Source organism: Arthrobacter arabinosi, from assembly GCF_054511115.1.
This window is the reverse complement of the sequence record NZ_JBTNDF010000003.1, coordinates 1-23,336: the sequence shown is the minus strand read 5'-3', so window position 1 is coordinate 23,336 and position 23,336 is coordinate 1. Positions and strand designations below refer to the sequence as shown.

Genomic DNA, 23,336 nt, shown 5'->3' with positions numbered 1-23,336 from the left:
CCGCTGTCATGCTCACGTGATGCCTCGCGGCGCTGTCCTGGGCGAGATCGTCCTGATCGTCACCCCTACGGCGAGGAACGCGGTCGCGGTATTGTCGGCGCAATCCCTCAGGGCCGCGTCGACGACGGTCTTCTCCGCTCAGGCGTGAGGGACGCCCTGGATGGCCGAGAGGCCGGACAGACCCAGTTATCCGTTCTTGGCAACCCCTACGCCCGGAGGGCGAGGGGCGTTGTAGGACTGGGCTTTCTGGAGAAATGTAAGAGCCGGTAGCACCTTGCTGCCTCTTGAGGAGGTTCCATGTTCTTCCACGTCCAGCAACTCATCAACGAGATCATTCCCGACGAGCCCGATCCGGCTGCAGCGAACGCCCTGCAGGAGGGCCTCGGCGGTCAGTTCGGCGAGATGCGCACCATGATGCAGTACCTGTTCCAGAGCATGAATTTCCGCGGCCCGGCGGCCAAGCCCTACCGCGACCTGATCCAGGGCATCGGCACCGAGGAGATCAGCCACGTAGAGCTGATCGGCACCACCATCTCCCGACTCCTCGACGGCTCGCCCCGCTACCAGGGCTCGCTCGACGACCCGCTCGACACGCCCGGCGCGGGCGGGGCGATCCCGCTCAACCTCGCCTTGTCCGAGAGCAACATCCACCACTACCTCGTCGGCGCACAAGGGGCCCTGCCCGTCGACTCGGCCGGCAATCCGTGGAGCGGCAGCTATGTCTACAACTCCGGCAACCTGCCGCTCGACCTGCTGTACAACCTGATGCTCGAGGCCACCGGCCGCCTGCAGAAGTGCCGCATGTACGAGATGACGGACAACAAGACGGCGCGCTCCACGATCTCCTACCTGATCGTCCGCGATCAGGCCCACGAGAACGGATACGCCAAGGCCCTCGAGACCCTCGGGGTGAACTGGAAGTCGCTGCTGCCCATCCCGAAGACCAATGCCGAGCAGTTCCCCGAGGTCAAGAAGCTCCTCGACCTGGGACTGCAGAGCAAGCAGTACACCTTCGACCTCAAGGGCCAGTCGGAGGCCGGCAAGATCTACCAGGGGCTGTCCCCGTCGAAGGACGGCACCACCCTCGATGCCAGCGAGCAGGCGCCCGAGGGCGTACCGTCGCAGATCGCGCCCGAGCGCCTTGAGGAGTTCGCGCCGGGGCTGGATCCCGAACTGCTCCAGCTCATCCAGGCCACCGCCGATATGGAGATGGCCGACATCGACGCAACGTTCGGCCCGATGAAGTAACGTCCCCGCGACGGGATGGCACAGAGGAAGGGCGCCCGCACCAGCCGGCGCCCTTTCCATGTGCCAACAACACCTGCGGAAAGTCTTCGTTCTTCCGACCTGTTGTCGGCCACAAGGCTGATCGACGTGCATCGTAGCCCCACTCAGGCTCCCAACGTCATTGAACCGGGCGCGAACCAGCAGCGACATTGGAAGAGCATCGGTGCTTCGGGGTCGGTGCGGATGGGACGGTGCGCCGATCGGACACGGTCAGGCTGTGTACGACTGTCCCGTCCGTGCCCCTGCGAGAAACCGGCGAGAGGCCGCTCGTTGCTTCACGCAGCGCAGTCCGTGCACGTTCCGACGATCTCGGTCACGTGGGAGATCTGGTTGAATCCCAGGGTGCGGCTGACTGCGGCTCTCCAGTCGTCGACTGTATCGGCCCCCAGCTCTTCGGTCTTCCCGCAGCGGCGGCAGATCAGGTGGCCGTGGTGATCCGGTCGATCGCACCGGCGGTAGAGCGTCTCACCGTCTGCTGCGTGGAAGACGTGAACGTCCCCGCTGTCGACGAATTGCTGCAGTGCCCGATAGACGGTGGACAGGACCGATGATTCGCCGTGCTCGGACAGCGCTGCGTGTAGTTCTTGGGCGGATCGGAAGCGGTCACTGTTTTCCAGTAGGTCCATGAGTGCTGTGCGTCGCCGGGTGGTACGCATGACCGACCGTCCTCTCCTCGGGTCGAGCGCTGATGGTCGCGCCCCGGTGGGGCCTGAGGTGTCGAGTGGGCGGCCGGATGAGCGGCCGGATGACGGAGAGGACGGCGTAGAGGCTGATGGAGAGCATGGTGATGGTGGCACCCGGGGACAGGGGGTGGAAATAAGTGATGGAAAGTCCCACGGCACAGACGGCGCCGCCGAGGCCCATCGCCAGACCCATGGTGCGCCGGAACGACGTCGCAAGCAGTTGGGCGACGGCGACCGGAACGATCATGAGCGCTGAGACCAGGAGCACGCCGACGACCCGCATGGAGATCGCCACGGTCAGTGCTGCGGTGACCGCGACGACGATGTTCAGGGCGCGCACGGGCAGGCCGCTGGCCCGGGCGAACTCCTCGTCGTGGCACAGGGCGAAGAGGGCCGGCCGAAGGCCCAGTCCCACTCCGAGGATCAGCGCGGCCAGTCCGGCGGTCAGCCACACATCCAACTGGTCGACGGTCGAGATGGAACCGAAGAGATACCCGGTCAGGTTGGCCGATGTCCCGCCGGCCAGGCCGATCAGGAGCACCCCACCGGCGACCCCACCGTAGAACAGCAAAGCGAGGGCGACATCGGCGCTACTTGTGCCCTTTTCTCGAACGTATTCGATGAGCAGTGCACCTGCGATGGAGGCGATGACCGCCCCCGGCACCGCCCACACCTCCACCGACGCGCTGCCTGCGGCGGCTCCGGCCAGCCACCCCATGGCCACACCGGTAAGGGCCACATGTCCGATGCCATCGCCCAGCAGGGCCAGTCGTCGCTGGACCAGGTAGGTCCCGATGACCGGTGCTGCCGTTCCAACCAGGACGGCGATCACCAGGGCTCGTTGCATCAGTGGGCTGCCGAGCATGGCGGCGAACGTGTCCCAGAATTCCGCAGTCACCGGCGCCACCGTGCCCTGAGGTCGGGGACCGGTTGTCGGTGAGCTGCGGGGCCTGTCGGCGAGTCCGGGTGGTGGTGGCCCGGGTCATCCGGAGAGGTCGCTGGTGGAGGTCCGTCCTGCACCACTCGTCCCTGATCGAGGATCACCACGCGTTCGATCAGCGGGCCCAGTTCGGCCAGCTCGTGCAGGACCACCATGATGGTCGTCCCGGAGCTGCGCAGGCGCAGCAGACCGGCAGCGAGGGCGACTTTGGACGCTCGATCGATGCCCGAGAGTGGTTCATCAATGATCAACAGGTCTGGCTGACGGATGAGGGCCCGTGCGATGAGGACACGCTGCTGTTGACCTCCGGAAAACAGGTGCACGCTATCTCCTGCCCGCCCGGCGAGGTCCACCTCCGCGAGGGCGTCCCGTACCCGGTCCTGGCTTCCCCGTCCTGGGCGCAGGCGCCGGCCGTTGAGCAGCCCTGACATCACTACCTCTTCAGCCGTTGCGGACATCGAGGGGCTGACGTTCACACGCTGGGGGACATACCCGATGCGCGACCAGGGAACAGATCTGCGGGCCGAGACATCAGCCCCAAAGAGCGTCACCCGCCCGGCGGTAAGCGGCACCAGTCCGATCAGGGCCTTCACCAGGGTGGTCTTGCCAGAGCCGTTGGCGCCTAGCAGGGCCAGCGTCTGCCCGTCGGGGACGCGCAAGTCGATCCCGCTGAGGATCGGACCGGTGCCGAGGTCGACCGAGAGGTCCTCGGCCAGCACGGCCGGGGAGGCCACCGTGTGGCTATTCACAACCGAGTGCCCCCTGTAGCGCCGTCAGGTTGTCGCGCATGACCGACAGGTAGTCGGTGCAGGGGTCGGCGAGGGTCTCCAGGGGATCCAGCACGGCGGTCTGGATCCCGAGATCGGCGGCAATCGTCTCAGCCACTTTGGGGTTCACGAGCGACTCGGTGAAGATCGTTGTCACATCCTCACCCTCGATCACCCGTTGGATCTTGGCCACCCGGGCGGGCGCAGGTTCTGCTTCGGGATCGATTCCGGCGATGCCCGTCTGCTCCAGGTCGTAACGGCCGGCCAGGTATCCGTAAGCCTCGTGTGACACGACGATGGTGCGGCGCTCACAGCTGGCCAGGCCGGTGGCGTATTCCTCGTCCAGCGATGCCAAGTCCTGCGTCAGCTGGTCGGCGTTGGAGGCATACGTCCCGGCGTTGGCCGGATCGATCTCACTGAGGGTGCGCTGCACCTGCTCGGCCACGGCGGCCAGACGCTGGGGGTCGAGCCAGAAGTGCGGGTCCGCTGAGTTGCCTCCCGATTCGCCGCTGAGGCTGGTCCCGTCACCTGTCCGAAGGTTCACCGACCCGGCGACGTCCAGTGCATGTTCCGGGGCGGTCTGTTCTACTGCTGCATCGACGGCTGGCTGGAAGCCGGAGGCGTACACGACCACCGAGGCTTCGCCCAGATCGCTGACCATCGCGGGGGAGAGCTCCAAGTCGTGGGGCTCTGCTCCCGGTGGTGTCACGGAACTGACGTCGACGGCGTCCCCTCCGACCGTCTGGACCACGAACTGCAGTGGGTAGAACGACGCCAATGCGTCCAGAGACCTCCCGTCACCATCGCTGCCGGCGGTGTCCTCGGCGGCACCACACCCGGAGAGGATCAGTGCGGTCAGCGCAACGGGCAGAGCTAGTGGGCGACGCAGTGCGGCCGTCATCGGTTTCCTCATCGTGGTAGGTGCAACCAGACCCGGCGGCCTCGAAGAGACCGGGACCGCCGGGAAGGGAGTGCTGGATCCAGCGGGACTCAGCGGAGTCTGGCCCTCGGCAGGGCCGATGGTTCTAGTCTTCGTCCTCGTGGTCATGATCCATGTGGTCCTCGTCAGGGCCGGCTGACTCCGGGTCGCCGGTGACGACAGCGAGCTCCGTGGGCGTTTCGGGCAGGTCGAAGCTGTCCAGGACGGTCCCGGCTTCGACGTCGATGACGTGCAGCTGCTGGGCCGCGGCATCGGTCACGTACGCGAAACCATCGGCCCCTACCTTGACCAAGGGGCCGGGCTGCTGCCATTCCTCCGGCTCTTCCCATGGCGCGACGACGTCGATCTCGTGGATGACAGCACCGGTCTCCTCGTCGAGGACGTTCAGTTGTCCGTCGTATGTCAGGACCAGGGCCTCGCCGTCGGAGCCGCGGGCGAGGGAACGGAACCAGTACGCCGATCCGAGGTCCACCGTGGTGACCGAATCGGTCAGGGTGTCGAACAGGCCGACGCGGGTGGGGCGCTCCTGCTCGGCTTCGGGGTCGGTCTTGTAATCGCCGAGGACGATCGATGAGTCGTGCTGGCCGAACAGATTACCGGAGCGCTGGTAGTCCTCTTCGACGGCGACCTTGTGGAATGCGCCATCCCGGTAGATCACTGGTCCGTTCTCGCAGCCAAGCGCTACGACGTCGCCCTCGGCTGTCGGTTGCGCGGTGGCCTCGCCGTGCACGCCGGGACAGTCGGTGGTTTCGGCAATGACGTCTCCTGCGGGAGAGAGCACCTGCACGGTATTGCGGGCGTCGGCGGTTCCCTGGGTCAGCAGGAGGTCCCCGCTGCTCAGCGGCACGGCAACACCATGGTGGGCCGTCTCGGTCGAGTGTTCCTCGATCTCGTCGTCGCTGATCTGCCCGTCATTGATGGTCTCGGAATCCATCACCGTAATGGCGCCGGTGCCATCCGAGAACAACGCCGTCTTTCCGTCGTGGACGACGACGTGCCCGGGCTCCGGTGCCTCGACGGTTTCGTCTGTGAGCCGGGGTTCACTCACGAAATAGTGGTCATGGTCACCATGCCCCCGAGCGATCAGCCCGGTGTCGAAGAGGCTGAAACCCTGACCGGTGCTGATCATGACATGCCGGCCATCTCCTGCGTTGTTCAGGCGGAGAAACCCCTCCATCTCGGTGGTGGCAACAACATCACCGGACTCGGTGTCGACGGTCATCACCCCTCCGTCGTACGTCAGCACGGCCCGCGGCGCGAGAGCAGCAACCTCCGTCTGGCCTTCGACGCCGGCAAGGGGCTCCTCGGAGGCCGGTCCCGACGCCGAGGGGGTCGAAGAGGCCGATGAAGCGGAGTCGGCGGAGTCCTCGGCGTCGGATGGAGGTGTGGTGGAACACGCTGATAGGAGAAGGGCAGCAGCAACAGCTACGGACAGGGCAAGGGATCTGGAACTGGACATATACTCACACTAGTTGCGAGTGAGTCTCATTAGCAAAAGAGCCAGGATGCGCAGTCCTCACGGGCATGATGCGCGTGCGCCTGGTGCAAGGCCGGGCCGCCCATTCCGTGGAAACGCCTGCAGACCTTGGGCGCGTGCGCTGGGCGACCGTCGGCGGTCCAACCACCAGAGCAGTAGGACGGTTCATGCCCCGGCGACGAGAACGATGACCACCGGCCGGTCGAGGCGGGATCCGACCGTACGATTCGGTACGTGAGGCGCGGCGTCCCAGGCCGTGGTGAGGGGGACACGCCCGCGACAGGAGACGGGGCACTGATCCGGGCACGATGGGGCATGTTCGATCGATCCTGGACAAACCGGATGTCGTGGCCGCCGATGGACGGTCCCTGCTCTCGTGACGCGTGGGGTCGGAACTCCCCGGATGCTCGTGTCAGTTCGGAACGCTGATGCTCAGCGCGGTGACCTGGCCATCGTCGAAGGTGAAGTCGAAAGCGAACGGTAGCGGCCCCCCGGGGAAGTCGCCATCGGCAGCAGCGATGAGCGTCGCGGCGCCGTCATCCGTTCGGTTGTAGGCAAGCGGATCGAGGGTGATCCTCGGCGCGATCTGATGATCGCGGATCCACTGCTGGATCTCGGCTGACGTGGTGTACGTGGTGCCGTCGTCGCTGACGGTCGCGTCCGGGGCGAAGAGGGCGAACAGTGCGTCGGCGTCATGGCGGTTGGTCGCTGCGATGAAGTCGACGACGGGGCCGGCGGGGATTGCGGGAACAGTGGTCATGGCTTTTCCTCCAGTGGTAATGGTCGGGTGACGAGTGACGAGTGACGAGTGACGAGGCCGAATCCTGACCGGCGCAGTGTCCGAGTGCGCGCATTCTCCCTACCCGGGCGGCGGTGTCAGTGCTATCGCACACGACACCAATAACTGTCTTCAGAGACAGCATATTCCCGCTGAGTGCTGATGATCCACGGTAGTGTTGCGGCATGGCAGCAGCTCGGGATCGACGTGACCCAGACAGTACGACGCAGTACCAGTCCGACCTCCTGACCGATCTCAGCCGCCTTATCTACCTATGGGAGTCGCCGCAGTTCCAGTCAGAGGTCTTGACGCGGTCCGGCGAACCCTTGGACCAGCCGTCCCACCAGCTCCTTCGGCTGCTCGGCTTCGCGGGCCCGCTGCGGCCATCCCGGATCGCGGAGCAGCTGAAGACCGGTGCCTCGAATGTCAGCAAAATCCTGCACCGCCTCGAAGCCAACGGCTGGGTGCAGCGCACGCCTGATTCCTCTGATGGACGGGCCACGATCATTGGTCTCACCCCCGCAGGGGTGGACGCGGCGCAGCACGTGTTCGACCTCGGCGACGACATGATTGCGCAGGTGCTCGCCGGATGGACCCCGCGCGAGGTGGAGAACTACACCCGCCTCACCCGACGCTTCGTCGACGATGCTCACGTCGCGGCCGAGGTCATGCGGGCTCGCGGTCTCACCAGCGCAAGAGGCGCAGAGCGCTCGTCCCCTTCAACGTCGCATCACCCCCGCCGCTGAGGGGCGCGCCGCAACAACACCAGAAGACCTGTGGGTGTTCTGTGGATGCGCTGGGGTGAGCTCTTGGGGACTCGCTGGACGATTCCTCGGGCTTCGAGGTCGACGTTGGTGTAGCGGCTGTAGTCGGAGAACCGCCCGGTGGGGAAGGCTGGGTGGGACCCGAGCCTGGCCTGTGCGTTGCTGACGATGACCGGCAAGGGTACGGTGCCGTCGTCGGCGGCGAAGGCGTCGATCGTGGGTCAGGATGACGTCGACGAGCAGCTCGTACTTTTCGAGCGCGATCGTCCAGCCGTCCAGGCCGTCGGGCCGGGTCGAGGTGACCATCTGCACCCGGCCGCGCTCGACTTCGAAGTCGAGTGAAACCCGGATTTGCGTCGGCCCTATCGGTTCGATACGGACGTCGACGGTCGGGGTGACCCAGCGGCCGCGGGGACCGCGGCGGTGCATCGTCTTGCGGATGACTCCGGGGTTGGCGGCCTGTTCGACGCCTTTTCGGTCGGTGAAGACGATCTTCGACCCGGGGCTCGTCCCGTCGCCGTCGACCCGGCAGGTGAACCCGGTGGCTTCTGGCCAGGCCGACCATCGCGTCAGGGTGTGCTGATCACGGACGGCCCGATACACGATGTCCCGGGTGCTTCGATCGTGATGGTCTCGGTCCACGGCATGACACTCCTTCAGAACAAGAGCGTGGGCCGAGTTCCCAAGTCGACCTCGCGCACCACCTGCACGTCACCCGCGCGGCGGTAACCACGATTGTCGGTCGGCTGGCGGCCCCAGGTCTGGTCGTTCGTGAGCCGTCCCCGGTGGATCGCAGGATGAACCCGGTGACATTGACGCCGTCGACATGGCAGGTGCTGGGCCAGCACTATCGCTCTGCCGGCCGGCGTGTCCTCGCACTCATGGACACGATGTCAGCCACCGACGCGGATTGCCTGACCCGCCACCTCAAAGCAATCACAGCTCCCTTTGGCTCCGACCCCTGAACTACAAGCCCGCTACCCCTGAGAATCCTTCACAGCGATTGTCTCGCACCGTGCACTCAGGGCCAGCGGGCGAGGGTGAGGACCGCGGCGGCGAGGCCAAAGAGGGTGAGCGCTGCCGGGATGGAGCGTTTGATCGTGCCCGTGGAACACCGGTCCAGGACGTTCCGGAGGCGTGCCCTGACCTTGTCGCCGTGTGCCACGCCGAGGGCGAGCAGGATCAGGCACGGGATGCAGTAGACGAGCGCGTAGCCGGCGAGGACGAACAAGCCCATGGGGATGTCGACGTCCGCGGCGACCATGCGTTCGATGGCTATGAAGTAGGGGAACGCGTTGGGCAGATCGGCACCCGTGATGAAGATGCCGAGCGGGAAAGCCGTCCACACCCCGAACCAGGACGGCAAATCGATTCCTTTCCTTTTCCGGTCCTTGAAGCGGCGGAACCCGGCGACGCCAATGGTGATGGCCGCGATGAGGAACACTGCGCGACGGAGCCAGACGAGTCCTTCGCCGACGGCGTCGGCGGCGGCGCTGGCGCCGAGGAAGATCACCATACCGAGGGCGAAGACCGTGCTCATCGCTCCCAGGACGAACGTCACGGCCGATCCGACGGGCCGATGGCTGACGGTGAGCAGGATCAGGGTGATCACGACGATGGTCGCAGGGTTCAGCGAATCGGCCAGGGCGAGGGCGGCGATACCAGCGAGCAGACCACCACCGATCACTTCGTGGACCTGCGATTCAACCACTGCAGGATCCCGTCGACGCTGGGTGCAGCGTCGGTGTCGGTGAGGCTGTTCAGCAGCATCCCGTCGCCCAGGAGACGGATGATCGCGCCGGCCACCGGGTCCCCTGCTTCGACGGCGAACAGATGCTCCCACCGCTGGGCGGCGTCGGCCGCCAGCTGCAGCAGCGTATCGGTCGAGGAGGTCTGATCGGTGAGCAGGATCGACATCGCCCGGTGAAGAGCCGCCTCTTCAGGGGACGATGACAGGCGCAACCAGGTCTCCACCGCCATGCCACGCTCGGCGGCCGCGGACAGTGCCTGGTCCAGGTCCTGTATTGCCTGCACCGCGATGCCCTCCACCAGGGCAGTACGTGAGGTGAAGTGGTGCATCAGCCCACCTTTGGAGACCCCGGCCTCCCTTGCGACCACACCCATTGACGGCACCGACCCAGTCTCGATCGCCAGTCGTCGAGCAGTCTGCAGGATGTGCTCCTTGTTGCCCATACATCCACGGTAACACGAGAACCGACCGACCGGTCGGGCTGGATAGGAGACTCAAAGAAGTTCCGTTGAACTACAGGAGGGTCGATTGCCGAATGCGATGTGAAGTGCGACCCGGGTGTACCCCAGGCGATCCGTTTGCGTACCCCGGCGATCAATCGAACCGTACGAAGGCTCGGATGGATCCTCCTTGGAATTCCTCGGTCTGGGTGTAGCCGAGCGCTTCATAGAACGCTTTCTGCTGTGGCTCGTCGTCAGTGATCAAGACTTTCTGGCGCACGTGCGGGTACTGTTCGAGCGCTCGTTCAGCGAGGGCTCGTCCAATACCTCTCCTGTGGTGTGATGGCCGTACGAGGATGTCCTGGAGGTAGCAGATCGAGGCACCATCAGAGACGACACGTGCCAGGCCAACCAGCGTTTCGCCATCACGGGCGGCCACGAGGGTCGATGAGCCTTCCAATGCCCGTCGAAGGTTGTCCGGCTCCTTGGTGTAGGCCAACCACTCCACCGCACCGTACAGCGCGAGGACTTCGCTGAGCGGTAGGTCCTCGGCATTCACTACACCTATGGTCGTCATGCTTCATCCAAACACGAGGCTCTGTCGGCGAGAGAGCGGACGAGATGCTCGCTCGCTCGCTCGACCATCCGCATTGCGCCCGGATCGGGGCGGTTCCTCGTTCCGTGCTCTGTAGGCTCTACGAAGGATCTGCACCAGGGGGCGCCGCATGACTGAGGAGATAGTCGTCCGGCGTTGCATCGACGGCGATCTGGACGCACTGGAAATGACTGAACCGCCAGGATCCGGAATCACACGCAATCTCCTTCGACATCAGGCCGCCGGCTCCATCGTGTACGCCGCAGCATGGCAGAAAAACCAGCCAGTCGGGACCGTCGTACTGGACCTGGCTTCCAAGTACACCCCGGAGCTGAAGCACCTGTTCGTCCAGGAAGCCGCTCGAGGCGCCGGTGTAGGTACGGCCCTCTGCGCCTGGGCAGAGGATCACGCCGCACAAGCAGGATTCGGCAAGCTCCACCTCAACGTCGGCGTCGAAAACGACGGTGCTCGCCGGCTCTATCAACGCCTGGGCTTTACACCCGCCGGGCAGACAACCACGACGACCTACGAGTACGTCGACGACGCCGGGCAAAAGCAGTGGGCCACTGAGACAGACGAAGTTTTCGACAAGACACTAGCCAGCAGAAGTCAGCGCGCAGTAAGTCAGCGGTGAACGCCGGTGAATCCTTGACTGGGAGTAGGACGCCGCTCAGGCGGTGCGCGGACAGGTGAGCGTCGACCACGTCTCCGAGTCCTTTGCCGAGAGTTTTCCGCAAGGCCGCCCGGATAGGCATCATGTGGGTGCCCCGCTACCGGGAAGCATGGAGCCGGCGTACTGGTGGCCGTTGACGGTTCCTTCGACGTCGACGGCTTTCCCTGTGCAGAATGCCTCGGCCGAGCCTGGCATCTGTGAGTGAGATCTTAGCGATGCTCCGTGGACGTGCGGGCAAGGAACAGTCCCATTCAGCGAAAGTCGATCGCCGGTCAGACAATCAAGCCGAGGACCACTGCGCACTCTCCGCGGCTCAGCCGACGGTGTAGTCCATGCAGAAGGTTTTGAAGTCCTCAATGATGGCAATGTCCTCACCGTTGGAGAACTCCTCCCCGTCGATCTGGGCGAGGATGTGCTCAGCAGTAAGCTTCACAGCGCCAACGCCGTCATCTGCCAGATTCTGGAGCGTGTCCATGACCTCTTCGTAGTTCTCACCTCGGTGTAGGACGGGTGTCCGACGATGGTCCGCGCTCCATGGCATCAGGACGCGCCGGCTCCGACGTCACCGGCATCATCTACACGAGCATCGAAGGAGTCGAAATCATCGCAACCGTTTCCACGGGACACTTCGCCTTCTGGCTACCTGGCGGCGAGTTCAACACCACAGCTGACACGGGCCTGCCCGTGATTCTCACCTAAATAGACGGAAGGGCTGAAGCACAGAGCCTCGACTTCTAGGCGCTCAGCACCGACACAGCGAGATCCGCATGCCCATCCTCTCGTGAAGCCGAACTCGTACGTAGGGTGAGCAGATGAATATGGGGGCGGGAGTACTGTTGGCAGGGCCGCGTGGACGACGCCTATGCCTGCAGCTAGTGACGGAGCTGAACCCGTCGATCAGGTCCGCCGTATTCTGGCTCGCCCATGATCTGGATCCGGGCAAAGGCACCTCCCGAGTACTGATACCTGCCACCTCCGGTGACGACGCTGACCTGCCGCCGCGGCCTACCCTCACCGACCTCCTGACGGGTCTGGCCTCGCTCGATGTCACACGCGCTAGGCCCGAGGTCATCGACCATGCGTTGGCCCAGGCGGTCGACACGTCTCGGCCGTGGCAGGAACCTGATGGGGAGGACGTCCTCGCGGCGCTCCCCGAGGTGACAGCCGCCCTCGCCCCGATCGCTCAGCACGTCATCACGGAGCCCTCCACGCAGTGGTGGTTGCACGGCCGGCAGCTCGAGCAGTGGGCCATCGATTGGCGATCACCCGATGATCCAGCACCTCTACCCCGGGAACCATCACAAGCCCTTGCTGCATGGGCCGACGGTACACGTGCGGAGGAGGTCCGCGCAGGCAAGGAACGACCCCAGGATCCCCACGTCCGCTGGTCGGGGACGTGGTGGTCCTTCCCGCAAGGAACCCTGCACACGGTGGGACGGGTACCCCTGGGCTTGAACCTCATCGAGGACTCCTTCGGCGAGGAGCACGCAACCGTGATCCCCGTGCGCGGTACCGGTCGCACCTACGAGATACGTACTGGTGAGGACTGGGTGTCACTGTGCCGTGAACACCCATTGGAGGTCACCGCGTCCCGCCGTCATGACTGGTTCCGTTGCACCGGCACCGACGGTACGTGGGTGATCCCGGACTGGGAGAAAATCACGGAGCGGTGGGACGCGGTACACCTGACAACCCTGGCGTACCTCAGTAGCGCCAACCGTGCGCTGCACGTCGACGACCGCACGTCCACGGTCCTGGCCGGGTGGAATCCCGATACGACGATCTGGCTGACCGATGTTGCACGCGAATGGGAGGGCCCACGCCAGCACTGGCAACGCACCACATATCAAGAGACCTGGACAAGAACCCCCAGCTAGCCCGGCCGGGCGCTCCGAAGCCCGTCCCGCAAAGAGATTCTCGACCGGGATGGTGATCAGTGGCTAGTCAGACGTACACCGGGCTGCGAACTAGGTCAGTCCGCACCCGATGAGCGGCCGTTTATCGGTATGTGAAGAAGGTCCGGCGCGACGACTGATCAGACCCGTTGATCCGATTGGGGTCGTTCGGTCGGGGCGAGGGTCCGCTCCCTCCGGCACCTGCTGGTGAGGTACTTATGCCGACGCTTTCAGGCCGTCGAGCAGTGGCGTTGTGGGACGACCGATGAGCTCGGCGAGGTCGGTCGTGACCTCGGACAGGACGCCATCGCGGATGTTCCCGTCGATGCCGATGAGAAAGCTCACGGTGCCGTCGTCGAGGCCGGCGCTACGCAGACGGTCGGCGTGCTCCTCGGGAGTGATGGACTCGTACTTCACGGGCTGGCCGATGATGTGTGACAGCGCGTCTGTCAGGTCGTTCCAGGAGAAGGATGAGTCCCCGGTCAGCTCGTAGGTCCGGCCAGTCGTGGACTCGTCGAGGGCAACGGCCGCGGCTGCCTCCGCGAAGTCCTGGCGGGTGGCGCCGGCGACTCGGCCATTTCCGACACTCGCCGTGATGACGCCCGATTCGTGCGCGACGTCGATGAGGGCGGCCTGGTTCTCGATGTACCAGCCATTGCGCAAGATCGTCGCAGGGACACCGGAGGCGGCGATGTGCTCTTCGGTGGCTTTGTGGTCGGGAGCGAGGATGAGGTCGGTCGTCGAGGCACGCAACACGCTGGTGTAGATCACTCGAGCTGCACCAGCTGCTGCGGCCGCGTCGACGACGGCGGTGTGCTGCGCGAGCCTGGCGTTGATCGCATCGCTGGAGATGAGGATGACGGTGTCACCGGCCTTGATGACGGAATCAATGGTGTCGGCGTCGTTGTAGTCCAGGCGCGACGCGCGGACGCCTCGTCCGGACAGGTGGGCGAGCTTCGCGGTGTCGCGGGACGTGGCGATGATGTCGCTCGGAGTTGCGCCTCGCGTCAGGAGGGCCTCCACGACGAGGCTGCCGAGTCGGCCGGAAGCGGCGGTAACGATGATGGACATAGTGTTCCTTTCGGTGGGTACGACAGCGTCAACCGCAGGACGAGCACGACACTTCCCGTTTGCAGGTACGCACCTTTTTGTAAGCTGGTCCGATGATGGATAGCGATGTGGCGGTCGATGATTCGACGAGCGTGGAACAAGTGGTTTCGAGTTCTCGGCGAGGGGCCGCGACACCGGCTGTGACGAGCAGGTTTCCCGCTGATTGCCCTTCTCGGATCGTGCTCGGTCACGTGACGAGCAAGTGGGGCGTCCTCGTGCTGATGTCGTTGCAGGGCAGCAGCTTGCGCTGGGGAGAGCTCCGCCGGGAGATTGATGGCATCAGCGAGAAGATGCTCGCATCGACTTTGAGGACGCTTGAGGCGGACGGTCTCGTTCATCGGGTGGCAGAGCCGACGATTCCTCCACGGGTTGACTACTCGCTCACCGCCCTCGGGGTCGATCTCTCGAGCCGGGTAATGCCGTTGATGGACTGGATCGCCGACAACGCCGAGGACATCGTGCGACGTTCCTCGACCACCGCAGGCTGAACCACCGCGCCATCGGGCGAAAGCCGGTCAGGTTCCCCTGCTCGCATGCCGATCGGCTGGCGGCTGCTGGCCAGAATCACCTGCGGCAGCTTACCGATCGTTCCTGGAGCGGCGACGTATAGTGAGCAAGCTCGCCGCCCCTGCCACTGGTGACTTGTGGGAAGTATCAGCTCGCTCCATCGATGCCTCCGCTTTCCATGTAGGGCTTCAAATGCCTTAATGACCAACTGGATGGCACATGGCACCTGAAGGGCATGTTCATTCCCCTGTGCTTGCTTCGTCTCCGCAGGCTACCTGCAGCCGCCAGTCGAAATTGCCACACGTCATTGTGTGCCGTCACCTGATGGCACGCGTTACCCGGCCCGTAAGCCGATCCCTGAACGGCACTTAGGTGATCCAGGCGAGACCAGAAGCGAGCGTATCGTCAAGGCGGTGATCGGTGCTCTCGAGGCGCCGCTGGCAACTGACGACAACCCACCGACAGAAGCAGACATCGTGTACCTCGATGAAGGTACTAGTCGGTTGCTCACCAAAATGAACGGCCTGCTCTTCTTCGCCGGCGTTGAAACGACTGACTTCGGATCAGCCGCTTGCCTGGCAATCGTTGCGCCGGGGCCGGGGCAGACGACCGGCGGATGCGATCTCACTGACGGTGAGCTTATCGGCGCGCCCTATATCGCCTTCGGGGTCGAAGCCAGACTCATCGCTGACGGAGCTGACGTCGGGGGCCTCATTGACGAGGGATGGGAACAACCACACCCCAATCTCATTCTCCGGAGAGACTGACGAAGGCCACCCACCGCGCGTGATCGGACGGCCTCGAGGAGTTCCACCAGTGGATCCCTGTGCGGGCGGTCAGCTTCGCACAGATGCCGCGCAGCTGAATGTCACCTTCGTTGCCACTTCTCCGGCCAAATCTGTCGGTGAAGGAGAGCCGCTGGTCAGTCTTCGGTTGAATAGGAAAATGATCCGACTTGCGCAAGTAGGCGACGTCCAGTCAATGGCCGACATCGAGCGAGCTGCCGACGCCGTGTTCCGCAATGAAGGCATGACTGCTGTTACTGACTAGATGCCTGGCCCCGAGTCGCCATGAGACGACCGCTCCAGGAATAGCTTCATGTGCGGCGCTAGATTGGTGTCCCGGTAGCCAATCCTTGTGCGACCGTCGAGCGTGCTTATGCGCCGGTTGCCGAGTACTCCCCGTTCAGTTGTTCCGCGAGTCCTTCGATGTCCCAAGTCGTCGGCTCGCCAGTGGCCACGTCGGTGACATCTACCACCATCCAGTTACTGCCGCGGGCGAGTTGCACCTCGCCCTGGTCCGAGCCAGTCCAGATCTCGAGGGCCCTCTGGAGAGCGTCCTCGTCAGGGTACAGATCGATCTGCACGTTCTCCGCGCACAGCTTCTGTGCGGATGTCAGCGCGCCACCGTCGGCCGGCGTGATCGGCTCACCCACCGGTTCGGCGTCGCACCCCAACACCTCGTCCACGGCGGCGTACGCCTCGTCCATGGAGGTGAACGCCGGAAGGGCGTCGGTGTCCGCTTGCCCTGGAGTGCCGCAGCCCGCAAGTGACCCGACTGTGAGGACGGTGGCTACTGCAGCGCACAGGAAACGTCTTTGTTCCATAATCTCTTCCCCCCGAGTGACCATTGAACGCACTCTTCCAGAGTCCGGCCGGTAGGTGAAGCATCAGGTCGGATTCGGCACGCAAGCCGCGCCATCCCCCGCCGAGCGATCCGCTTACCCGTGCCCATTGTTTCCCGGCAGTGCCATTCGCTCGTGTGCGGCTTCACGGCCGATCAACAACCAGAAACTGCCACCGACCACGATGACACCGAGGCTGGGTGATGGCCACAAATAGTAGGCGATATCGCACATGGCCTCCTCGGCATCGGAACCCTCGCGCGGACCGAGGGTGTTCTGCACGACGGCAAGAGCACACCAGGCGAGCACCGCCGCTCCCAGCAGCCATGCATACCAACGCCATCACTCCATCGAGGATGTGCGCCACAACAGGGCAAAGCCGCTCACCAGCACACCACCGGTAGCACGGAGAACTCCGCGATCAGCCAGGCACGTTGAGTAGAACTCATACCCTTCACCCTAGCCACGCACTTATCTGCAGCTTCAGAACACCGCAAGCCGATCGGGTTACGCATGCCGACAGTTCGCAAGGTTTGGCATGCCGAGCTCTAAGCGCAGGCACGTGTGATCCGCCATAGTCGGGTTCATCGGTGATATCCGAAGAATGATGATCTCGTATGGGCACTGGATCCGGTTCAGCAACCGGACACTGGGCCTCGTGTGGCAGGCCGACGACGGAACCGGGGAACTCGACGAGGACACCGACTGCGTCCTTACCGACGGTGGCAGGGTAGCGACCGTGTCCCCGGCGGACGGGTTCGAATCGGTGGCAACCCGGCATGGTCTAGCCTTGGAGAAGGGCGATGAGGAGCCGCAAAACCTGGATGGACTGGACCGGCTGCTCGAACTACCGGCCTCGGAGGCAGTCTGCGCGCAGATCTTCAACGCGTGGAACCTGTTCAACGACATGGCCCGTAGCCTCGGAGCCTGCCTGGACGACCGGGGGCCGGAAGCCTCTGCCTGCTATGACAAGCTTTTCTACGGCAACAACCTTGAAAGCATCACCCCGGCCGGGGAACACTACAACCCAGACTTCACCCATCAGGAACGGCTGACCATCATGGAAATCCTCAATCGCGGACGCACCATTCTCACGGCCCACCTCTAAACGAACGCACCACCGCCGCACGAGACCCGCCCAATGAAGGATTGATCAGCGTTCAGTCGTGGTTGCGTGGTGTTGGAGTGTGATGACGACTTTCTGGACGGCGGTACGGTGGAGGGCTTCGGGTCGGCAAAGAATGTCGACATGCCTAGCCAGCGGTAGGTCGTGGAGTGGTTTCAGCACGATCCCACTGCCGGAGGGTGCGGTGTGGCGGGGCATCAACGCGATGGCTGAACCGGCGGAGACGATCGCGGCGACAATGAAGAACTCGTTGATCCGGTGTGTGACGTTCAGGGGTTTGCCGGCGTGCACGGCGATGGCTTGCAGGGCTGATTCGAGCGGGAAGCCTTCCTGAACGGATACCCATTTCTCCTCACGCAGGTCAGCGACACCAACGCTCGAGGCGCTAGCGAGCCGGTGCAGTTCCGACATGGCAATGTCCAGGGGTTCACGCACCAGGGGTAGGGCGGTGATCGTGTCCGGCCAGGGGTTGCTGTGTTCAAGGCGGTGCGCGATGACCAGATCGTAGTCGGCTGTCAGCGTAGGAAAAGCGTCCTGTCCCACATCCCGGTCGTGGAAGACCAGCCGCGGGTTCCCTGCGCTGGAGAGAGCCTGTAGGAGGGGTCCGAACCAGGTCAGACCGGCACTGGTGAACGCCGAGACGCTCACCGTGGCCGTCGGGTCCTGCACGTACCGGCTGACGGCCTGTTCGGCGGAACTCATCGCGACACTGATGTCCACCGCCGCCGACGCCAAAGCCTGACCGGCACCGGTCAACACGAGGTTCCGGCCCCGCCGTTCGGTCAGGGGAACCTCGACCGTGCGCTGCAACGCTGTGAGCTGCTGGGACACAGCGGACGCCGACACGTGCTGGGATCGCGCTACCGCAGCGAGGCTACCTCGCTCACCCAACTCGCGGAGCAGGCGTAGCTGGTGAAGATCCATAAGCGAACCCTAAACCACCAGTTCACTAAGTGCCCTCTCGTCTTACCAATGAATCACCCGCAGACTCGAAACGTGCCTTCCCTCTCCTCGTCCCGGACACCGGGGTCCTCTTCCGTCCGATACCGCAGCACCCTTAGTGGCATTCTTGCTGCGCGCAAAGTGGACCTACTCCTACTTCTGGTCGCCCTCGTCTGGGGCAGTAGCTACTTGGCGGCGAAGACCCTGACCGATACCGTCGGGATCACAGTCATCCTTTCCTTGCGGTTCTTGATCACTACGGTGGCGCTGGTGGTGATCTGGCTGATCTGGAACCGTCGCCGGACCACACGCCGCGAAACACTGGTCGCGGTTGTCCTGGGTTTCACCCAGGCCGCCGTGCTCATCCTGGAAACCCATGGGATCGCCGGTACCAGTGCCACGAACGCGGGACTGATCATCAGTCTCGTCATCGTGTTCACCCCCGTCACCGAGAGCATCGCCTTCCGGATCCCGCTGCCGCGCATGGTGCTCATCGCCGGGATCGTCGCGGTCGTCGGCGTGTGCCTCCTCGTCTCCGGGGACGGATTTGTGGCCCCTACCGTCGGGGATATGCTCGTCCTCGCCGCCGCACTGGTGCGCGCCGTCCACGTCACCGCGGTCTCAGCCCTCACCCGAGGCCGCGGCTTCAGCGCGCTCACACTGACCTTCACCCAAAGCGCGGTCTGCGCGATGATCTACACCCTCGCCGACTACCAGGGCGTACTCCACGCCGTACAGCACTTCGACTCGGGTGAATGGGTCGGTGTTCTCTACCTCGGGCTCGCGTGCAGCGTGTTCGCTTTCCTCGTGCAGACCTGGGCCATTCAACAGACTTCAGCGTCTAGGGCCAGCCTCCTCATGGGCACCGAACCCATCTGGGCCGTCCTCATCGGACTGAGCATTGGCCAGGAAACACTCCACCTCCTCGGCATTATCGGAGCCGGCCTCATCATCACCGGCACCTACCTCGGTCTACGAGCCGAAACCCGCCACCGAACACCACCCACCCCAGTAACCACAACCCCGACCCCGTCCCGCGAAGGGATCCCTTAGCGACACGCTCCCTTCGGGGAGTTGAGGAGGAGGAAGCATGTTGGTGCTCGCTGAGGGACCGGGAGGAGAATCTTAACCCCTTGTCGCTTCGTCTGGTCCGCGGTCTACCGGCCTACTGCACCGGCCAGCCAACACCCCGGTCACCGGCCAACAATCTGGTGAACCTGATTCGGAGGAACTCCCTGAGGCGCGGCGGGTCTGCCGCACACGGCATCCAGGCGCGCATGGTGACCGTTGGACGGGGAATGTCTGTGGACCACGCGTCCACCGCCTCACGGTGGTGATGCAGGATCACCACGGGCACCTTCGAAAGGGCGCGTGTCAGCTCCGATCGGCTCGATTCGGGCATCATGTCGATGATGCGGAGGTGTGCCTGTTCCGGCGAAAGCGCGAATAGCGAGGTGAATACAAGCGTTCCCGAGGTGGCCGCCCTGACAGCAACGTCGACCATATCGGCGCTATTCAGGAGCGGGATTCGCAGGAGGTCCGGGGAGTCGAGCAACGCCCTGCGGACCCCGGCAGCCTGCGATGCCACGTCCCCGCCCACCTCGTACTGGGCGATCGGAGGAAGGTTCACCAAATCCTCGTACTCAAATCCGCGTGGATCCCCTACGATCGCGACGTCCTTCCTGAAAGCAGCACGAGCCACCTCGATCAATGCTGCCTGGGAAGAGGATCTCCCTGTGGCCGCCAATCCGCTGAAGACGACCAGCGCGGACGCCAGTCGCAAAATATCGCGGGCTGCCGGGTCCAGGCCTGTGTCGCTGAAGCTCGGAGCGGGCGGGGGCGGAGGCCAGTCCGGCTCGTCCATGCTCATGCCCGTAAGACTACGGGGCCGAGGGCCCGCTCCAAGGCAGCCGGCGAAGCCTTCGCAAGCGCTCATCTCTCCACCGCACATTGCTGCGTCGAATGCGGTGGAGGGCCGGCTTACGAATAGCAGCTGTCCGCTGCAGTTAATTCAGGTAGCCGAAATCGTGGCGGGTGAGCAGCTCATCGTTGAGTACGACTCTTACTCGCTCCTGCGGATAGTCAAACCCGTTGTAGTCCCGCCCGAATACCAGGAGAGCCTCGGCGGCGATTCGTCGCCACCTGCGGGCTTCCGCATCACTCTCGAAGGTGTGGTCGGGGACGTTCCTGTCACCTTTGAGGTAGATGCTAGTGCCGAACGAAACGATCTCGGAGGCGAAGTGCCAGTCGAGTGTTTCGGGGTCCGTCCCGTCTAACTCCGCTGTATGGAACGGGACCGTCATGGCCCCATGCGTGAGGACGAACGCTTTTCCAGGATCGCGGCCTGTTGCGTTTCTGAACTCCACACTGATGTCGCGCTCAGCGTCAACCACCCGCCGATTCGGCGAGTACCAGGGCTCACCCTCAGGTAAGAACAGCGAAAACATTTCTTCTCCTTCACGATAGGTACTCCTATCGAAGTATGCCCGGCTCGCACTACAACGTGCTTACTGCTGTTCTAAGGGGTCAGGAGTGGTGCACGTAAACGGATCGGCATGAGGACACCGTCCAGGCGTCACGCCGCGATGTTCAGAGAGTTCGAGCTCGCGCAAAAGCGGCCCACGTTCTCAGAACCGATGACCTTGCTCAAGGGTTCTTGGAACCATGTCACCCAGATAGCGTCCACTTCGTTGCTACGGACTGCTCCGTTCTTGAGCAGCAGACTCACGATGGGGGCTGCCTCGAGCGCGTACTCATCCTGGGGCGCGCCCTCCGCCGTGCCGGGCTGCAGCCCATAGGGATCCACGTCATTGAGCAACGCCAGCACTGACGTGACCGCACCTTTCCACTTCCGCATGCCCGATCGCATCCCGACAGGATGCACCAGCGGTGCGGAGCGGGGCGATTGCTTGGCGTGCGCAGAGGACCGCCGCAACCCACAGGGCTCCTGCACCGAGGATCACACACCAGGAATCCGCAGTAGTGAAGACCACGACGCCTAGCGCTGTGATCACAACGCTCGTCAGGCCCCACAGAATGACGGTGCCGCGCGAAGCCCGACTTCACTGGTCGGCGGGATCCCGCAGGTACAGCGCAGCGCCCACAGGTGGATGTTCAAGTACACGCAGAAGGGGGTCGACCCCCCCTTCTCCCGACCCCTTCCGGATGGGACTCCTTGACCGGGTGGAGCGGTCCAGAGTCACGGAGGCCGTGGCGGGGGCCCGGGGTCCCCGCCACGACGTCGGTGGTTCTATGCTGCGGTGACGCTGGCGCTCCAGGTGACGCCGAAACGGTCGGTGAGCATCCCGAATCCGGCGCTCCACGCCGATGCGGCCAGCGGCTCGACGATGACCGCGTCGACGGCCAAAGCATCCCAGTAGCCCTGGAGCTCATCGAGGGTAGCGGATGCGAGCGAGACGAACAGGGCCTGGTCGGTGACCGTGGTGTTGTTCTCGCGCCGGGTCGAGCCGCCGCCGGCGAGCTTGCCTGCGCTCTGGCCGGGGATGTCGTAGCCCATCACGCGGAAGCCGTTGTCCGCGGTGACGAGGCCGAATACGACCTTGTCGGCCCCAGGCAGTTCGGCCGGCATCCCGAAGTCCGCATAGGTGTTCAGCACGGTGTGACCGCCGAAGACGGACTGGTAGAACTCCAGCGCCGGGCGGGCGTCGCCGCGGAAGTTCAGGTGCGTGGTGGTTCGGATAGTCATTTGTTCTCCTCGATGAAGTTCGGCCGGGGTGGCACGATACACTCAGCATCACAAGCATGTAGGTCCGTTCCTGTCCTAGACCGAACCATAGGGTGGGCAGTATGACGACGACCTCACGGCTGCTGACCCTGCTGTCGCTTCTGCAGACCCGCCGGGACTGGCCCGGTCCCCTCCTAGCCTCCCGACTGAACGTCAACGACCGCACCGTCCGTCGAGACATCGACCGCCTACGGGAGATGGGCTACCGCATCCAGGCCACCATGGGCCCCGACGGCGGGTACCGCCTCGACGCAGGCAGCGAGCTGCCACCCCTGCTCCTCGACGATGATCAGACCCTCGCCGTGGCCATCGCCCTGCAAGCAGCCCCCGCCCTCGGCGCGGGACTCGAAGAAGCCGCGATCCGCGCCCTGGGCACCATCCGCCAGATCATGCCCTCCCGGCTCCAGCACCGCCTCGACGCGCTCACCATCACCCCCATCGACCCGTACGGCAACGCGGCATCCAGAACCATCTCCCTGGACACGCTCGTCACCATCGCCAACGCCATCCGCGACCGAGAGTCCCTGCGCTTCGACTACGCCGCAGGGGACACCACCCCCGCCAGCAAGCCGCACCCACCGGCACCCCGCCGCGTCGAGCCGCACCACCTGGCGACCTCGCAGGGGCGGTGGTACCTCCTTGGATGGGACCTCGACCGGGACGACTGGCGCCTCTACCGGATCGAGCGCATCACATTGCGCATCCCCCACGGACCCCGCTTCAGCCTGCGCGCGATACCCGGCGGCGACGTCAACGACTTCGTCTCCGCCCGCTTCAAAGGATCCGACACCAATCAGTGGCCATGCCGCGGAACCGTCATCCTGCACCTCCCCGCCCGCGACGTCCTCCCCTTCGCCGGCGGCGGAACAGTCACCGCCATCGACGACCGAACCTGCACCCTCGAAGCAGGCGCCTGGACGTGGGGAGCACTCGCGTCCTCATTCGGCAGGTTCGAAGCACCCATGGAAGTCATCGGCCCGCCCGAGCTCCTCGCCGCGTTCGCCACCCTCGCCCGCCGATACGCAACCGGGACTGTCCGATAAACGGTGTGTGGGGTCCGGCGTTTCATCAGTAAGTTGTTTTCTCGAAGCGTCCTGCGAAGGTGATCGCGAACGCGTTGAGTGCGGGTTTCCACCTGATCACCCAGCGTGCTCTGCCACCGCCGGTGGGGTCAAGAGACCGGGTCACGAGGTAAAGGCACTTCAGCGCCGCGGTCTCGTTGGGGAAGTGGCCGCGGGCTCTGACGGCCCGCCGGTAGCGGGCGTTGATCGACTCGATCGCGTTCGTTGTGCA

The 23,336-nt window shown here is 64.4% G+C and carries 32 protein-coding genes; 13 read left to right on the top strand and 19 right to left on the bottom strand.

The window, feature by feature from the left end:
• Window positions 1–19 precede the first annotated feature (19 nt).
• Together ACX80P_RS07950 and ACX80P_RS07945 are read left to right on the top strand one after the other, a co-directional pair.
• Entirely contained in the window at window positions 20–148 is a 129-nt protein-coding gene (locus ACX80P_RS07950) for a hypothetical protein (protein WP_459277551.1), read from the top strand.
• A 149-nt stretch (window positions 149–297) separates the two neighbouring features.
• The gene (locus ACX80P_RS07945; protein WP_459277550.1) at window positions 298–1,248 is read left to right on the top strand and encodes a manganese catalase family protein; all 951 of its coding nucleotides are present in this window, start codon (window positions 298–300) and stop codon (window positions 1,246–1,248) included.
• Window positions 1,249–1,562: 314 nt separating this feature from the next.
• On the opposite strand, the gene ACX80P_RS07940 is transcribed toward ACX80P_RS07945, so the two are convergent.
• From ACX80P_RS07940 to ACX80P_RS07915, 6 genes are all read right to left on the bottom strand, one after another.
• Window positions 1,563–1,913, bottom strand: a complete 351-nt coding sequence (locus tag ACX80P_RS07940) for a Fur family transcriptional regulator (RefSeq protein WP_459277549.1) — start codon at window positions 1,911–1,913, stop codon at window positions 1,563–1,565.
• Window positions 1,891–2,835, bottom strand: a complete 945-nt coding sequence (locus tag ACX80P_RS07935) for a metal ABC transporter permease (protein ID WP_459278180.1) — start codon at window positions 2,833–2,835, stop codon at window positions 1,891–1,893. The genes ACX80P_RS07940 and ACX80P_RS07935 overlap by 23 nt, the downstream gene beginning before the upstream one ends.
• A gap of 29 nt (window positions 2,836–2,864) precedes the next feature.
• Window positions 2,865–3,659 (bottom strand): metal ABC transporter ATP-binding protein, encoded by a 795-nt coding sequence (locus tag ACX80P_RS07930; RefSeq protein WP_459277548.1) that lies wholly within the window; start codon window positions 3,657–3,659, stop codon window positions 2,865–2,867.
• Window positions 3,652–4,578 carry a metal ABC transporter substrate-binding protein gene (locus ACX80P_RS07925; protein WP_459277547.1) on the bottom strand — a complete coding sequence of 309 codons (927 nt, stop codon included), beginning with the start codon at window positions 4,576–4,578 and terminating at the stop codon, window positions 3,652–3,654. Before ACX80P_RS07925 ends, ACX80P_RS07930 begins: the two co-directional genes overlap by 8 nt.
• Before the next feature lie 124 nt (window positions 4,579–4,702).
• Window positions 4,703–5,839 carry a hypothetical protein gene (locus ACX80P_RS07920; protein WP_459277546.1) on the bottom strand — a complete coding sequence of 379 codons (1,137 nt, stop codon included), beginning with the start codon at window positions 5,837–5,839 and terminating at the stop codon, window positions 4,703–4,705.
• A 667-nt stretch (window positions 5,840–6,506) separates the two neighbouring features.
• Window positions 6,507–6,854, bottom strand: a complete 348-nt coding sequence (locus ACX80P_RS07915; RefSeq protein WP_459277545.1) for a nuclear transport factor 2 family protein — start codon at window positions 6,852–6,854, stop codon at window positions 6,507–6,509.
• A gap of 203 nt (window positions 6,855–7,057) precedes the next feature.
• Between ACX80P_RS07915 and ACX80P_RS07910 the strand changes: the two genes are divergently transcribed.
• The 3 genes from ACX80P_RS07910 to ACX80P_RS07900 all read left to right on the top strand — a co-directional run bounded on the left by ACX80P_RS07910 (window position 7,058) and on the right by ACX80P_RS07900 (window position 8,601).
• On the top strand, window positions 7,058–7,618 hold the full coding sequence (locus tag ACX80P_RS07910; protein ID WP_459277544.1) for a MarR family winged helix-turn-helix transcriptional regulator: 561 nt from the start codon (window positions 7,058–7,060) through the stop codon (window positions 7,616–7,618).
• 177 nt (window positions 7,619–7,795) lie between these two features.
• Complete coding sequence (locus ACX80P_RS07905) at window positions 7,796–7,978, top strand: hypothetical protein (RefSeq protein WP_459277543.1); 183 nt, start codon at window positions 7,796–7,798, stop codon at window positions 7,976–7,978.
• A gap of 206 nt (window positions 7,979–8,184) precedes the next feature.
• Window positions 8,185–8,601 (top strand): MarR family winged helix-turn-helix transcriptional regulator, encoded by a 417-nt coding sequence (locus ACX80P_RS07900; protein WP_459278179.1) that lies wholly within the window; start codon window positions 8,185–8,187, stop codon window positions 8,599–8,601.
• Between the two features lie 56 nt (window positions 8,602–8,657).
• On the opposite strand, the gene ACX80P_RS07895 is transcribed toward ACX80P_RS07900, so the two are convergent.
• The 3 genes from ACX80P_RS07895 to ACX80P_RS07885 all read right to left on the bottom strand — a co-directional run bounded on the left by ACX80P_RS07895 (window position 8,658) and on the right by ACX80P_RS07885 (window position 10,403).
• Entirely contained in the window at window positions 8,658–9,347 is a 690-nt protein-coding gene (locus ACX80P_RS07895) for a GAP family protein (protein ID WP_459277542.1), read from the bottom strand.
• Window positions 9,320–9,829, bottom strand: a complete 510-nt coding sequence (locus ACX80P_RS07890; RefSeq protein WP_459277541.1) for a TetR/AcrR family transcriptional regulator — start codon at window positions 9,827–9,829, stop codon at window positions 9,320–9,322. Before ACX80P_RS07890 ends, ACX80P_RS07895 begins: the two co-directional genes overlap by 28 nt.
• Before the next feature lie 151 nt (window positions 9,830–9,980).
• Entirely contained in the window at window positions 9,981–10,403 is a 423-nt protein-coding gene (locus ACX80P_RS07885) for a GNAT family N-acetyltransferase (RefSeq protein WP_459277540.1), read from the bottom strand.
• 148 nt (window positions 10,404–10,551) lie between these two features.
• On the opposite strand from ACX80P_RS07885, the gene ACX80P_RS07880 reads away from it, so the two are divergent.
• Window positions 10,552–11,055, top strand: a complete 504-nt coding sequence (locus ACX80P_RS07880) for a GNAT family N-acetyltransferase (protein ID WP_459277539.1) — start codon at window positions 10,552–10,554, stop codon at window positions 11,053–11,055.
• A 352-nt stretch (window positions 11,056–11,407) separates the two neighbouring features.
• Here ACX80P_RS07880 and ACX80P_RS07875 read toward each other — a convergent pair whose 3' ends face one another.
• On the bottom strand, window positions 11,408–11,569 hold the full coding sequence (locus ACX80P_RS07875; RefSeq protein WP_459277538.1) for a hypothetical protein: 162 nt from the start codon (window positions 11,567–11,569) through the stop codon (window positions 11,408–11,410).
• Between the two features lie 59 nt (window positions 11,570–11,628).
• On the opposite strand from ACX80P_RS07875, the gene ACX80P_RS07870 reads away from it, so the two are divergent.
• Complete coding sequence (locus ACX80P_RS07870; protein ID WP_459277537.1) at window positions 11,629–11,793, top strand: hypothetical protein; 165 nt, start codon at window positions 11,629–11,631, stop codon at window positions 11,791–11,793.
• A gap of 176 nt (window positions 11,794–11,969) precedes the next feature.
• Window positions 11,970–12,971, top strand: coding sequence for a hypothetical protein (locus tag ACX80P_RS07865; protein WP_459277536.1), 1,002 nt, complete (start codon window positions 11,970–11,972; stop codon window positions 12,969–12,971).
• A 234-nt stretch (window positions 12,972–13,205) separates the two neighbouring features.
• Here the strand turns inward: ACX80P_RS07865 and ACX80P_RS07860 are convergent, their stop codons facing one another.
• Entirely contained in the window at window positions 13,206–14,060 is an 855-nt protein-coding gene (locus ACX80P_RS07860) for an NmrA family NAD(P)-binding protein (protein ID WP_459277535.1), read from the bottom strand.
• Window positions 14,061–14,152: 92 nt separating this feature from the next.
• Here ACX80P_RS07860 and ACX80P_RS07855 point away from each other — a divergent pair, with 92 nt between their 5' ends.
• Complete coding sequence (locus ACX80P_RS07855; RefSeq protein WP_459277534.1) at window positions 14,153–14,587, top strand: winged helix-turn-helix transcriptional regulator; 435 nt, start codon at window positions 14,153–14,155, stop codon at window positions 14,585–14,587.
• A gap of 432 nt (window positions 14,588–15,019) precedes the next feature.
• Complete coding sequence (locus ACX80P_RS07850; protein ID WP_459277533.1) at window positions 15,020–15,373, top strand: hypothetical protein; 354 nt, start codon at window positions 15,020–15,022, stop codon at window positions 15,371–15,373.
• 389 nt (window positions 15,374–15,762) lie between these two features.
• Here ACX80P_RS07850 and ACX80P_RS07845 read toward each other — a convergent pair whose 3' ends face one another.
• Window positions 15,763–16,095, bottom strand: coding sequence for a hypothetical protein (locus ACX80P_RS07845; RefSeq protein WP_459277532.1), 333 nt, complete (start codon window positions 16,093–16,095; stop codon window positions 15,763–15,765).
• Between the two features lie 231 nt (window positions 16,096–16,326).
• Window positions 16,327–16,512, bottom strand: a complete 186-nt coding sequence (locus ACX80P_RS07840; RefSeq protein WP_459277531.1) for a hypothetical protein — start codon at window positions 16,510–16,512, stop codon at window positions 16,327–16,329.
• 322 nt (window positions 16,513–16,834) lie between these two features.
• On the opposite strand from ACX80P_RS07840, the gene ACX80P_RS07835 reads away from it, so the two are divergent.
• The gene (locus ACX80P_RS07835) at window positions 16,835–17,338 is read left to right on the top strand and encodes a hypothetical protein (protein ID WP_459277530.1); all 504 of its coding nucleotides are present in this window, start codon (window positions 16,835–16,837) and stop codon (window positions 17,336–17,338) included.
• 45 nt (window positions 17,339–17,383) lie between these two features.
• Here the strand turns inward: ACX80P_RS07835 and ACX80P_RS07830 are convergent, their stop codons facing one another.
• Window positions 17,384–18,280 (bottom strand): LysR family transcriptional regulator, encoded by an 897-nt coding sequence (locus ACX80P_RS07830; protein WP_459277529.1) that lies wholly within the window; start codon window positions 18,278–18,280, stop codon window positions 17,384–17,386.
• A gap of 159 nt (window positions 18,281–18,439) precedes the next feature.
• On the opposite strand from ACX80P_RS07830, the gene ACX80P_RS07825 reads away from it, so the two are divergent.
• Complete coding sequence (locus tag ACX80P_RS07825; protein ID WP_459278178.1) at window positions 18,440–19,351, top strand: DMT family transporter; 912 nt, start codon at window positions 18,440–18,442, stop codon at window positions 19,349–19,351.
• A 112-nt stretch (window positions 19,352–19,463) separates the two neighbouring features.
• Here the strand turns inward: ACX80P_RS07825 and ACX80P_RS07820 are convergent, their stop codons facing one another.
• From ACX80P_RS07820 to ACX80P_RS07805, 4 genes are all read right to left on the bottom strand, one after another.
• Window positions 19,464–20,168, bottom strand: coding sequence for an ATPase, T2SS/T4P/T4SS family (locus ACX80P_RS07820; RefSeq protein WP_459277528.1), 705 nt, complete (start codon window positions 20,166–20,168; stop codon window positions 19,464–19,466).
• A 136-nt stretch (window positions 20,169–20,304) separates the two neighbouring features.
• Window positions 20,305–20,745, bottom strand: coding sequence for a hypothetical protein (locus ACX80P_RS07815; RefSeq protein WP_459277527.1), 441 nt, complete (start codon window positions 20,743–20,745; stop codon window positions 20,305–20,307).
• 128 nt (window positions 20,746–20,873) lie between these two features.
• Window positions 20,874–21,125 (bottom strand): hypothetical protein, encoded by a 252-nt coding sequence (locus ACX80P_RS07810; protein WP_459277526.1) that lies wholly within the window; start codon window positions 21,123–21,125, stop codon window positions 20,874–20,876.
• A gap of 423 nt (window positions 21,126–21,548) precedes the next feature.
• Window positions 21,549–22,004, bottom strand: coding sequence for a VOC family protein (locus ACX80P_RS07805; protein WP_459277525.1), 456 nt, complete (start codon window positions 22,002–22,004; stop codon window positions 21,549–21,551).
• Window positions 22,005–22,105: 101 nt separating this feature from the next.
• Between ACX80P_RS07805 and ACX80P_RS07800 the strand changes: the two genes are divergently transcribed.
• On the top strand, window positions 22,106–23,086 hold the full coding sequence (locus ACX80P_RS07800; RefSeq protein WP_459277524.1) for a helix-turn-helix transcriptional regulator: 981 nt from the start codon (window positions 22,106–22,108) through the stop codon (window positions 23,084–23,086).
• Window positions 23,087–23,111: 25 nt separating this feature from the next.
• Here the strand turns inward: ACX80P_RS07800 and ACX80P_RS07795 are convergent.
• Window positions 23,112–23,336 (bottom strand): transposase (locus ACX80P_RS07795; protein WP_459277523.1); only part of this gene is annotated, 225 nt, incomplete at its 5' end.